The sequence below is a fragment of the Kocuria sp. ZOR0020 genome (assembly GCF_000800955.1).
GTDB lineage: Bacteria > Actinomycetota > Actinomycetes > Actinomycetales > Micrococcaceae > Kocuria > Kocuria subflava.
In genome coordinates, this window is the sequence record NZ_JROX01000190.1 from 1 (window position 1) to 12368 (window position 12368).

The window sequence follows — 12368 nt, forward strand, 5'->3', positions numbered from 1 at the left end:
ACTCCGCGGGCACCTACCGGTCACAGGATGGCCGCGGCGGCGCCGGTACCGGTCAGCAGCGGTTTGCGCCCCTGAACTCCTGGCCGGACAACGCCTCCCTGGACAAGGCCCGCCGTCTGCTGTGGCCCGTGAAGAAGAAGTACGGCCAGTCCCTGTCCTGGGCTGATCTGATTGTTCTGGCGGGCAACGTGGCCCACGAGATCATGGGCATGCCCACCTTTGGCTTCTCCGGTGGCCGTGTGGATGCCTACGAGCCCGAGGACGATGTCTACTGGGGCCCCGAAACCGAGTGGACCAACGGCGGTGGCGAGCGCTACAAGGGCGACCGCGACCTGGAGAACCCGCTGGCAGCTGTGGAAATGGGCCTGATCTACGTCAACCCGGAGGGCCCGGAAGGCGAGCCCGATCCCGTCAAGTCCGCACGGGACATCCGCGACACCTTTGGCCGTATGGGCATGGATGACGAGGAGACCGTGGCCCTGATTGCCGGTGGTCACACCTTTGGCAAGACCCACGGTGCCGCTGAGGTTCCAGACCATATTGGCCCCGAGCCTGAGGCCGCTCCGTTGGAGCAGATGGGCCTGGGCTGGAAGAACTCCTACGGTTCCGGTCACGGCCGGGACACCATCACCTCCGGTCTGGAAGTGACCTGGACCTACCACCCCACCCGGTGGGACAACGAGTTCTTCCACATCCTCTACGCCTACGAGTGGGAGCTGTTCCACTCCCCCGCCGGTGCCCAGCAGTGGCGCCCGATCAACGGCGGTGGCTCAGACATGGTTCCGGAGGCCGACGGCAACGGGCGGCGTGAGCCGCGCATGCTGACCTCCGACTTGGCGTTGCGGTTCGACCCTGAGTACGACAAGGTCTCCCGCAAGTTCAAGGACGACTTTGCAGCGTTCCAGGATGCTTATGCTCGCGCGTGGTTCAAGCTGACCCACCGTGACATGGGCCCGATCTCCCGCCACCACGGTGCTGAGGTCCCCACGGAGGAGCTGGTGTGGATGGATCCCATCCCCGTTGCACCGTCCGTTCCGGGTGACTCCGAGGTTCAGGCGATCAAGGATGCCGTGGCTTCTGCCGGGCTGTCCGTGACCGACGTGGTCAAGACCGCGTGGGCTGCTGCCTCAACCTTCCGCACCTCCGACTTCCGCGGTGGTGCCAACGGTGGCCGCCTGCGCCTGGAGCCGCAGCGGTCCTGGGACGTCAACGAGCCTTCCGTGACCGGTCCGGTCATCTCTGCCCTGGAGTCCATTGCCTCCGATCACGGGGTGTCCTTTGCGGACACCGTGGTGATCGCCGGCAACTGGGCCATTGAGAAGGCAGCTGCCGACGGCGGCGTGACCGTGTCCGTGCCGTTCACCGGCGGGCGTGGTGATGCCACTCAGGAGCAGACCGATGTGACCGGCCAGGAATTCCTGAAGCCCAAGGTGGATGGCTTCCGCAACTACGATCCCCGCGGCAACAAGGAGTTCCCGGCAGAGTTCGCTCTGATTGATCGGGCCAACTTGTTGGGTCTGTCTGCTCCGGAGATGACCGTGCTGGTGGCGGGTCTGCGTGTGCTGGGTGCCGTTCACGGGTCCTCCACTGACGGTGTGTTCACCGATCAGGTGGGTGTGCTCTCCAACGACTTCCTGGTGGCGTTGACGGACATTGACACCCAGTGGGAAAAGGTGGCCGAGGGTCAGTACCGCGGCGTGACCGCCGATGGCCGCGAATGGACCGGTACCCGTAACGACCTGGTGTTCGGCTCCAACTCGGAGCTGCGCACCGTGGCTGAGGTCTACGCAGCAGATGACGCACGCGAGAAGTTCGTGCACGACTTTGTGGCGGCATGGACCAAGGTCATGGAGGCTGACCGGTTCGACGTGAAGTGATCCGGTCCTTCCGGTAGGTCAAAGTGAGTGGCGCCCGCTGCGTGTGGGCGCCACTTGCGTTCTGGGAAGGGCAATTTACTCAGCAATACCACCTTGGGGCGTGAGGAACGAACTGGTGACGGGTTCGGTTTAGGCCGCGAGTGTGAGCGGCTCGGCTAGCTTGGCCTCGAACTCGATGGGCGTCAACCCCCCGAGGGCGTCCTGGGCTCGCTGCCGGTGGTACTTCCGTTCGATCCAGACCATGATCGCCAGCCGTAGCTCTTGCCTGGTGGCCCACCGTTGCTGGTTGAGCACGTTCGTCTGCAGCAGCGACCAGAACGATTCCATGGCCGCGTTGTCCCCCGGCGGCGCCCACACGGCCCATCGATCCGACCATGTCGTGACGGCGCAGCTCACGCGCCATCGCCCGGCTGCGGAACTGGCTGCCCCTGTCGGCGTGCAAGATGCACCCGGCGACATCGCCGCGGCGCGCGACGGCGTTACGGACGGCGTCGACTGCGAGCTTGGCGGTCATCCGGTCCGAGATCGAGTAGCCGACGATGCGGTTCGCGAAGACGTCCTTGATCGCGCAGCAGTAGAGCTTGCCTTCGCTCGTGCGATGCTCTGTGATGTCCGTGAGCCAGAGGAGATTTGGAGCGTCCGCGCGGAACACCCGTTGCACGTGGTCGTCGAACACCGGCGGGCCGGCCTTCTTCCCCTTCCCGCGCCGTCGGCGCTGCGCGGACGAGAGAATCCCGGCCTGCGAGCACAGCTTCCACGCCGTCCGCCTGCTCATCCGCCACCCCGCACGCCGCGCCTCGTCGGCCAAGTAGCGGTAGCCGAACGTCGTGTCGTCGTGGTGCGCGTCATGCAGCGCGTTGATCCGATACGCGCGGAGCACATCGGCGTCCCGGATCGGGGCGTTGCGCCACCGTTAGTAGGGCCGTCGGGCGAGCTTGAGGACCCGGCACGACACCGTCACGGGAATCCCCGTCTCGGCGAGCTCAGCAACGAGCGGGTACGTCATTTTGGGGAACCACCGAGTTTCAAGTTCGCCTGCGACAGATACGCCGCCGCCCGGCGGAGGACCTCGTTCTCCTGCGCGAGCAATCGGATCCGCTTCTTCAGTTCCCGAGCCTCGGCGGCGTCCGCGGTGGTCTGGCCGGGACGGTGGCCGTCTTCGACATCGGCTTGACGGAGCCAATTCTGCAGCGTTGCTTCGCTGATACCGAAGTCTGTGGCGATCTGTTTGATAGTGACGCCGCTCTCACGGCTACGAGCGACCGCGACGACGTCTTCACGGAACTCTCTGGGATAGGGACCGGGCATGATGACATCCTCCCCTTCAGTGCCTCCCGGCACTAACGATCAGTTGTCACCGATCCGTTCCTCACGCCCGAGTCAGAGCTGACGCGGTGCAACGGCATCCAGTGCGGTCAGGACCCTCTGCGGGTCCTTGACCAGGCCGAGCAGGTTGATCGGTCACCTCGCCCACTGCGCGGGGTCCTCTCCTTCGCTGAACGACACAGCTGACTTGAACTGACGACGGAGGTTGACAGGCAGCCGGGCAGCCAGAGCCTCGCCGAGCTCCTGACCCACTTGTGCACGCGGCAAAGGTCCTGGCCGCCAGCTACCGAGAATGTCTTGCTCGCAAACGGGCGTATCCGAGGCTTCCTCGAGTTCCTTGATCGCACTAAGCGTCCAATTGTCGTCCGCCCCGGCATCGAGCAACGGGATGGCTACCTGCTGAACGCTGGCGATCGCGTTCCTGCCCAGCACCAGCGAGAGCCCACCGGGGTCCTCGTGGTAGTTCAGGTACCTGGTGACGTCGATGCCTGGCGGGCAGACGTCCTCGAGGACTACGGTGTCGAGCCAATCGCTGGGGTCGGGAACCCAGTCTTTCTTCACCACGACATCTGGCCTGAGGTGCACCCGGTACAGATAGAACTGGTTGTCTCTATCGGCTTGGTCGCCCATACGCCGGAACATGTTGTGCACCGCGGCTGCGCACGTCCCGACATGGAGCGCCTTCGCCCGATACACGGCCGCCACCGAAGCGATCCCTACGTCGCCGCCCATCTTCCGGCGGTCTTCAGCTGTGAGGTCGGCAGTTGGGTCGAAGTCCTGCACCGGCCAATCTGGCGCGGTGCTTGTGTGGTACCAGAAGAATGAAGCCACGTGGTCGTCCTCGAGCGCCGGATCATCGGGGTCGACAGTCACCCGGGCCGCGTTCTCGTGCTCGCACGCCAACCCGCAACGTGGGCAGCCCTCCTTGCCACACTCCCAGAGTTCGATCCAGTCCAGATCGACCACAATCGGGTCTCCGCAATTGCCGCACAGCATGTGCCGATCAGGCCAGAAGTCAATGGGCCTCTCCATGGCTCTATTCTCCCGAAATCCTCTACCCTGGACCAGGCGCGACCCATGCGAGCGCATACCGGGTGCTGAGCGTGACGATGCGCGAGATCTGCACCTCTCCTGTTGGCGAGGTTTCTCCGGGGGCATGTCAGCGCCGCGACAGGGACGCCCTTAGTCACTACAACAGGCCTGTTCACGAAACCTGGAGCCAGAGGCATTTTCCAGAAGGGTTACCGGAATGAGTTGCATTCTCGATGACTCCGGGTATCAGGGTGATGCCTGCTCGGCGGAGTAATTCCCGACGTCTCCGTCTAGCGGTGACATCCGCCCCTGAAAACGACGACACCCAGGTGAGAAACCTTCTCTCACCTGGGTAAACTGTCGGGATGACAGGATTTGAACCTGCGACCCCTTGACCCCCAGGCGTCCAGACGGCTCGCACGAGGCCGATTTCCGCGTGATTTCGGGCGTCAGATCATGCAGAGCACGTCACGAGATGCATGGTTTGCATGATTCTGGTCCCCTTTTGGTCCCCCACGGAAATTATCGCGGAGGCTCACCAGCCTTGCCGCAAGACCTCTGCCTCTTCAAGACCTACTCGCGAAAATTCAGAGGACAGACGCTCCACCACCCTTTGCGCGTGATCAGTCTTGAGGTCGCCGACCCAGCGCCAAGACTTGCCTCTCCCTTTCACCTTTACCTCGGAAAACCGTCCGACTTTTCGGTACCAGCGAACTTGCACGGTTCCGGCTGGTCCGCCGCTGAAATCACGCATCAGAATCCGCGACGGCTTGGGCACTACCCGCAATCGCACATAGCCACTTGATGCTTGAGGGTCGGGTACCGTCAAATCGCTCGGAGCGCGGTCACCTTCGCTAACGACCTCAAGCGGCAACAACGGGAACATCCGGGACCCGTTGATCCTGACGCTGTCACAAAGTGGTTGGACACACACTGCGTACGTGCCTTCCTGTTCCACGATCGTTCCGAGCTGCAAGACCGGCGAAGGCTTGGCATACCTGCTGCGTAGCGACATGCGCATTGAGAAGATCTGATCTGAACGCTGCTTCTCCTCTAGAGTCTCCACGAACAGGTGAGTTGCCTCGGCAGCGAGCTTCTTCTTTCCGATGCCAGCATCCTGCAACTCCTGCACCGCTTCATGACTAAATCCCTCGGCAAGAAGCCGTAGTCGGAGTTCAGCGGTCATCGACTCGAAGGTCGATACGCCTCGCGAGCCAATCCCACTCTTATGTTTTAGCCACTCACGGACCCGCGGTAAGCCCACATGCGACCCGACTTCATGGTCCTGTACGATCGCCGCTAGCTCCGAAGCAATCAGGCCTTCAACCTGTCGCTCGACGTCTTCTGGGTGGGCTAGCGATACGCGCTGGCCAAGCACGGCGCCATCGATCTCTGGCCCCAAGGCTGCGAGCAGTCGGTGAGCATCGTTGCGGATGCCGGCGAGGGCGGAGAGAGAAGCAGTCGTTACAAGCCCAAGACTGTGGCGACCGAACTCCTCGACAACCACTGTAGGCAGCGCGGAAATCGCCCGTCGGCGGTCAGCAAGCTCGGCCGGAATGCTCTGTACATGCTCCTTTGCGAAAACAGCAACGCGCACCGGGCCGCGGCTAAAAGCGACGTGACGATCATCGTCCCATTTCAGCTCATCCTCGCCAAGGCTGTCACTCGTGGCGTTCGCGATGCGGTCCGTAATCTGTCTGAGGTCAGGTTCACCGGTATAGACGGTAATCAACCGAAGACGTCGGCGCGGAGACTTGATGTCTTCACGCAGAACCGCGCGAATGAGCTTCTCAGCCGTAGCACCATTGTCGCCGTTGAGGTTCCAATCGAGAATAAGCGCGTCAGCTCGCTTCGCTGTCCGAACAAACGCCGGCCTGAAGTCTTCATTCTCTTCCGCCGACTGCGGAGACAAGATGGCGCATGACAGTGCCGCCTCCGCAAAGCTACGCGACACAGCTTGGACATCAAGTTCATCGCCCTCGGCCGAGGCCCCCGGAGCGACCAGATTGAGCGCCGAACCTACCGGTGGAGTGTCATCGTCGGTCCAGTCTTCGTCTGCAGCCTGCTCCGGACCCGAATCTCTACGAAAGGCTTCGTCGTCGATCATCAAGATCGTTTGAAGGAACTCCAGCACCTGGCGCCGTACGTGAAGCTCAAATCTCGTCGCCACCTCAAACCTCGCTCTCGTCCGGAAGAATGATCTCGAACCGAGCTCCTCGATCCGCGACGGGGGCGGCGAGGGTGATATCGGCACCGTCGCGCCGTAGGACCTGTCGCGCAACGAACAGGCCGTATCCCGATCCTGCGGGCTTTCGTGAAAAGCCCTGTTCGAAGACGGCCTCCTCATCGCCCAGGCTGATTCCGGTACCTGAGTCGGTTACGGTAATCACTCCAGGCTTTTTGTCGAGATAGATCACTCGATCCCCTGTGTAGCGACTAAGCCAGTAGGCGGCGTTATCAATCAGGTTGACAATTACCGGATACAGGGTCGAAGGGTACATACGAATACGCATTCCCTCAAACGCCTCAGAGATGCTGAGCGTGATGCCTTGGTCGAGTAAACGCTTCTCGAAAACATCATGAAGATAACGTTGAACGTCGACGCCACGTATCTCGACCGGCTCACGATAGAGCCGCCGATGAAGCGGAGTGAACAGCTTGAGGTATCCATCCAGATGATCGAACGAGACTCGCAGGTCCGTGTATAGGGGTCGCAAGCCGGCATTCTGTTGCGCCCACGATCGGAGTCTTCGCAAATTATCGCGAACTGACTTAATGCTGTTCTCGAACTCGTGAGTCACGATGTTGACAGCCATGCCGATTTGCACCAGTTCAAAGTCCTGTGCGGCACGATCAGTAAGCGCTTCAACGCGCGCCTCTAGCTGTTCCACTTGGTCGAGCAGGGATATGCGATCATTTCCGTCGCCTTCCGACGACCATGCAACGGCACGTAGTTGCTCGGATATGGCGTTGAGCTCTTCTACTTGAGCGACGGCCATACTCCGAACACGCCCTTCAAGCGAATTCCTCAGTAGTGTGAACGCGTTGTCAGTCATACTGGACACATCCGTCGCGCTCGCCTCCTGGAGCACGCCGACAGCAACATCCTCAAGAGCACGGTGAGCATCCCTGGCGACGTCCTTGGCCTGGCTTGCGACAGCGTTCGCACGTCCGCTGAGGTCCTGCCTCGCCTGGCCTGCGATGGCCCGACTCTCTGAAACTGCCTGACCAATAGCCTGGTCGAGGCGGAGCCTCCTGTGCAACGCGGCGTCCAGGGCGAGCCCCGCCTCGCCAAGAACTGACTCGATCTCGCGTTCGGCCGGTTCGACAACTGACGACAGAACCTCCGATCGAGCCGCTTCGTAAGCGACAGAACGACGGCTCAAGTCAGCACTTAACGCTACGCCACGGGGGCGCTTGACTTGGAGGTCTGAGGTCAGTTCACGAAGTTGCGTCCTAGCAGCCAGTTCGGCGCGCACGAGGCGGTCGGCCGCTGCCGCAGCGCTATCGTCGCGCTTCGCTGTCTCAATGGCGGCCAGGATGCCGGCCCGTATTTCTTGAACTCTCGCTTCGGGAGCCTGTGTGTCAACCGCATCAAAAAACTTGTCAAGCGCCGCGCTGTACTCTGATCGGCGGACGCGTACTTGTTTGCTTCGCGCTCGTCGCGCCTTTTCCATCCGTTCGTTTGCGAGACGCCCCTCCTCGTATATCTCAGCTTGAGCGCCACCTTCGCGGAAAAACTCGGCCGCGACCTGAAGCAGAAAATTCTGAAGAATAGCGCGGAACTGGCGATAAGCCTCGTTCGTGGCAAACCCTTCGCGCCCGGCCTTCTCTCGCAGGAGACTGTTCGCTTCGCGCGATATCTCGACCGCGCCGAACATGCGACGATAGGAGAAAAAGTGATCAGAAGCCGACTTAGTTCGCCTAAGCTCGACGTCCAACCAGTCGAACCTGCTATCGCCGTACGGAAGGACTCTGATCCCGTCACGGTAGATGTAAAGTCCGCCGTAGCGATCTAGCTTCTCGATGATCAAGAAGTAGTCATTCGGGTCGAGCCTAGATTGCTTGGCCCTGCCCTGGATGTATGCGAGATTGAGCTTAAAAGGCCCGCATTGGGTCTTGACTCCTCGGGCGGCGGGCCAAGCGAGCGGAAACGGGATTGGATCGCCACCGAAAATCGATACCGTCCCCGTGAATTGCCCATACTCGTCAAACTGGCCCTGAAAATGGTGATCGGCATTCAGAAACTCTTCTACGGTAAAGAACTCCTGTTCGTCGATCAGATCGCGAATGTTGTCCGGAGCATGATGATCCCGAAATACCGTTCTCAGCTCCGGAGCGCTGTGACCAGGAGTCATCGTGTTCGCGAATCCGATTAGGGTTCTGAGCAACGGAGCCGCCTCTTTTGGGGTCGGCGGCTCAAGGTCGGCTTCTAAGTCTGGCGACGTGGGCAGGATTATGAAGGCCGTCCCGGCGTCGAATGTGGCTAGATCAAATCCCGCCATTCGAGCAATCTCGACGATATCGGTCTTACTCCAGCGCGCAATGTCCTTTTCGATGCGCTCATAGAGACCTTCATCATCGACAGTAACAAGTTCGCGTAAATTCGAAAGAATCCGACTTCCCATACTCTGGACGTCGGGAGACTCACCCTCCGACAGTTCTTCGACTGGAACAGCGAGTTGCGATAGATCAGCATGGGATAGCTCAAAGACACCCCAATGGATCAGAGAGACAACGCGGCGGTGTCCACGCGCCTTCGTTATGACCAGGGTCTGTGGCCCGATTGCTGCGATCGCGAGCCGACCGATCCCCTTTTCGCCCAGAATCGCGCGTTTGGGGCCGGGGTGAGCTTGGACCGTCGAACTCTGTGCCGACTTAGAGGAGGTGCCGAGTGTGAGCCACCGTCCTTCGAAGTCTTGCCGCGACATCCCGTCGCCATCATCCCTGATTACAAACGCATCTTTGAACCTAATGAAGTCCGCTTCAGCTCTTTCGGCGTACGCATCATGCGCGTTCTTGAATAGTTCGCTAATCGCGCTAGGGATTCCCGCGATCTGCTGTCGGCCCAGCATGTCGACGGCCCGGGCGCTCGTCTTGAACTCAGCCATGATCGCCGAACCGGGACGCCTGCAAGCGCTCGACGATGTGCTCACCCATCGCTTTCGAGACGAGCACGGGCACGGCGTTTCCGATCTGTCGCGTCACCGACTTCAAGCTGCCGAGGAACTTGAAGTCCGGAGGGAAGGTCTGCAACAAAGCAGCCTCACGGACGCTGATCGCGCGGTGTTGCGTCGGATGCCCATATCGGCCGTTGGTTATGTCCGTGCACTTAGTCGTGAGGACCGGCGCCGTGTCATCGTATTTCATTCGACCGTATGTGTCCTGGTGCCCCTTGCTGTTTCGGTGGCAATCTAGCCAGAGATCCGCCGGCCATTCCGATCTGCTTCCCCCCTCAGGAAGCGCCATGATTCGACGCAGGTTCAGATCGCCAAGTGCCCCGGAACGATGGAGTGGATCGTCTGGGTGCGCTTCGCCAGCCTCAATGGCTGGCAGGGAGCCAATCCAGTCTCGTACCGTTGAGTACGGCTGTCGATCGCGTCCATGAGTTGGTTCGGGCAGGTCGATGGAACCGTGTCGGGACGCGAGCAGAACCAGCCGCTTACGCCGCTGGGGCACACCGTAGTCGCGGCAATCTACTACCTCCCACCGAGTCGAGTAGCCAGCGCGAGCTAGGTACCGCAGGAATCGGTTCCAGGTGGAGCCACCGGGAATCTTCTGCAGACCCGGAACATTCTCGACAATAAGAGCATCCGGCCTTAGCCGATCCATGAACGGAATGAGCGTGAGTAGCAACGATCGCTCTTGCGGACGGGCCCGCGATGCGGACGGTCGCATCGAACTGTATGGCTGACAAGGAGCGCAGGCAGAGAACACGAGCGGAGCATCCTTCTCGATCAAGTGGTCGAAGACATCAACCCCAAGCTTGCGAATGTCGACTTCGTGAAACTCCGCTTCTGGGAAGTTGGCTCGATAGGTAGCCGACGCCGCAGCATCGAAATCGACTGCCGCGGCGATTCGCATACCCGCGTCGCGCAGACCAGCGCTGGTTCCTCCGCAGCCGGAGAAGAAGTCAATGACAGTCGGCTGGTGTCCCAGATACTCAGGGACCGTCGAGGTGACGACCTCTGTCAGTGCCGCGGTCATCCATCTCCTCCCTTCCGTCCACGCTTGCTATCGGTTCCGCGCTCGAAGGACAGAACATCGCTCCGCAGGAAGCGCCACGCTCGCCCGACCTTCTCTCCGGGCAACGCGCCCGAGTTGGCTAGGGACAGCACGGTCTTCGTGCTGACACGAAGAAGCGCTGCCGCCTCGTCGGTGGTCAACACCTCGTGCTCTTCCGTCATCTTCCCGCAATCTCTCACTGTCGGCCGTAAGTTCAGTCTAGCCAGCGACACAGACGTCCCAGGCTCTAACCCGACGGCGCGCCGGGGGCAGGAGTGAGCTGCTGCCGGCGTGTCTGTGGGGGATGCACCAATGCTTGAACTCGCTCGACCCGCTAGGCGAGCCGATCGGATCGTTCGCCTGGATCGGGCTCGGGATGCGAACGCTGGAGCAAGTAGGCGAGTGTTACGGGTCCGATCCAGAGGAACTTGAAGGCGTTCCAGACGAACAGCAGGACCAGCAGGTAGAGCCCACCGGGGCCGTCGTCGTTGATGATCGTGGTGCAGATCGCGGCGGCGTAAAGGTAGGGCACGGCCAAGAGCATCGCTGGGATGCCCCACTTGAGGCCACGTCGGGTACGGATGGCGTTGAGCAGCAGGTTGGTAGGTGCGTAGCGGAGTACGCCATAGCCTCGTGCGCTGAGCGCCACGGATGTGCGGAGCATCGCGGGGTCTCTCTTTCCTCGTCATAGCGCGACGGTGTTCCGTCGTGGAGGCGGCTATGAACCGAGTGCCCTCAGAGGGGCTGTCCCGTAGGACCCGCGTAGCTGGATGAACCCGCCTCGTGATCCAGTCTACGAGCGTGCTCTGACAGAGGGAATCCCTCGGCGGGCGGGCGTGTACCTGGTCGGTGACCTTCGGAGTGAGAGGACACCGATCATGGTGACGCTGGCGGAGCAGGTGCAGGGTGAGCGGATGGCGCGGGTCGCGCTGTCGATGATCGCCGAGCCCAACGACGGAGCCGCCGGGCACGTGCTGGCTCGGGCCGGAGCGGTCGAGACGCTGCGGCTGATCGAGTCGGACGATCCGGTGCCGGGTCTTGCTCGCGCCGACGCGCTGATGTGGCGCGAACGCCTCGCCGCGCGGATCACACCTGCTCTGCTCGGCCGCGTGGCGGAGGCTCAGGGTGGGGCATTCGGCACGCTCATCCCGTCTGACAAGGACTGGCCGGCCGGTCTGGATGATCTGGGTGACCGTGCTCCGTACTTGTTGTGGACGCGCGGGGCGACCTCGTTCCTGACGAGGGCGCTGAGCGATCGGGTCACGGTCACCGGCGCCCGCGCCTCGACCGGCTACGGGGAGCGAGTCACCGGCGAGCTGGTGACGGGCGTGGCCGATGAGGAGCGCATCGTCGTCGCCGGTGGCGCCTATGGGATCGAGGGAGCCGCGCATCGCGGCGCTCTCGCTGCCGGTGGGCAGACTGTTGCGGTCCTCGCGGGCGGTCTTGACCGTCCCTACCCTGCTGGTCACGGTGAGCTGCTGAACCGGGTCGGCGACGTCGGTCTGCTGGTGAGCGAGGTGCCGCCAGGGTCGGCGCCGACCAGGCACCGGTTCATCGCTCGGAACCGGCTGCTGGCGGCGCTGTCGGGTGCGACCGTGATTCCCGAGGCCGGCGTCAGATCGGGGTCGATGAGCACTGTCCTTGCGGCACGTGATCTCGGCCGAAGCGTCGGTGCGGTGCCCGGCCCGGTGACCAGCGCGGCCAGTAGCGGGCCGAACGAACTCATCCGACAGGGACTCGCGACGCTCGTCACCCAGCCCGGCGACGTGATCGCCTTGCTCGACGCCGACGCGCCCGGTCGCGCGGTCACACGGCCGGAGGTCGGTCGGGACTTCGGCCAGCGGCGGCCTTCACCGGACGCGCCGGGACGCTCGATCTGACCGCTCCCCCAACCTTTCTCCTGCCGCT

The 12368-nt window shown here is 62.1% G+C and carries 8 protein-coding genes and 1 pseudogene; 2 read left to right on the forward strand and 7 right to left on the reverse strand.

Going from position 1 to position 12368, the window contains the following annotated elements; genetic code table 11:
- Positions 1-1877 (forward strand): catalase/peroxidase HPI (gene katG / locus L979_RS11120; RefSeq protein ID WP_047692283.1); only part of this gene is annotated, 1877 nt, incomplete at its 5' end.
- A gap of 129 nt (positions 1878-2006) precedes the next feature.
- Here katG and L979_RS15935 read toward each other — a convergent pair.
- The 7 genes and pseudogenes from L979_RS15935 to L979_RS11160 all read right to left on the reverse strand — a co-directional run bounded on the left by L979_RS15935 (position 2007) and on the right by L979_RS11160 (position 11124).
- A pseudogene (locus tag L979_RS15935) lies at positions 2007-3185 on the reverse strand (IS3 family transposase).
- 153 nt (positions 3186-3338) lie between these two features.
- On the reverse strand, positions 3339-4235 hold the full coding sequence (locus L979_RS11135) for a hypothetical protein (RefSeq protein ID WP_081994364.1): 897 nt from the start codon (positions 4233-4235) through the stop codon (positions 3339-3341).
- 535 nt (positions 4236-4770) lie between these two features.
- Positions 4771-6489 (reverse strand): response regulator receiver domain, encoded by a 1719-nt coding sequence (locus L979_RS11140; RefSeq protein ID WP_255349603.1) that lies wholly within the window; start codon positions 6487-6489, stop codon positions 4771-4773.
- Positions 6407-9346, reverse strand: coding sequence for an ATP-binding protein (locus L979_RS11145; RefSeq protein ID WP_047692285.1), 2940 nt, complete (start codon positions 9344-9346; stop codon positions 6407-6409). Before L979_RS11145 ends, L979_RS11140 begins: the two co-directional genes overlap by 83 nt.
- The gene (locus L979_RS11150; protein ID WP_081994366.1) at positions 9339-10442 is read right to left on the reverse strand and encodes a DNA cytosine methyltransferase; all 1104 of its coding nucleotides are present in this window, start codon (positions 10440-10442) and stop codon (positions 9339-9341) included. The genes L979_RS11145 and L979_RS11150 overlap by 8 nt, the downstream gene beginning before the upstream one ends.
- Positions 10439-10642 carry a helix-turn-helix domain-containing protein gene (locus L979_RS11155; protein ID WP_047692286.1) on the reverse strand — a complete coding sequence of 68 codons (204 nt, stop codon included), beginning with the start codon at positions 10640-10642 and terminating at the stop codon, positions 10439-10441. The genes L979_RS11150 and L979_RS11155 overlap by 4 nt, the downstream gene beginning before the upstream one ends.
- A gap of 152 nt (positions 10643-10794) precedes the next feature.
- Positions 10795-11124, reverse strand: a complete 330-nt coding sequence (locus L979_RS11160; RefSeq protein WP_052209823.1) for a hypothetical protein — start codon at positions 11122-11124, stop codon at positions 10795-10797.
- Positions 11125-11338: 214 nt separating this feature from the next.
- Between L979_RS11160 and L979_RS11165 the strand changes: the two genes are divergently transcribed.
- Complete coding sequence (locus L979_RS11165; protein ID WP_047692290.1) at positions 11339-12340, forward strand: DNA-processing protein DprA; 1002 nt, start codon at positions 11339-11341, stop codon at positions 12338-12340.
- The last annotated feature ends 28 nt before the right edge of the window (positions 12341-12368 follow it).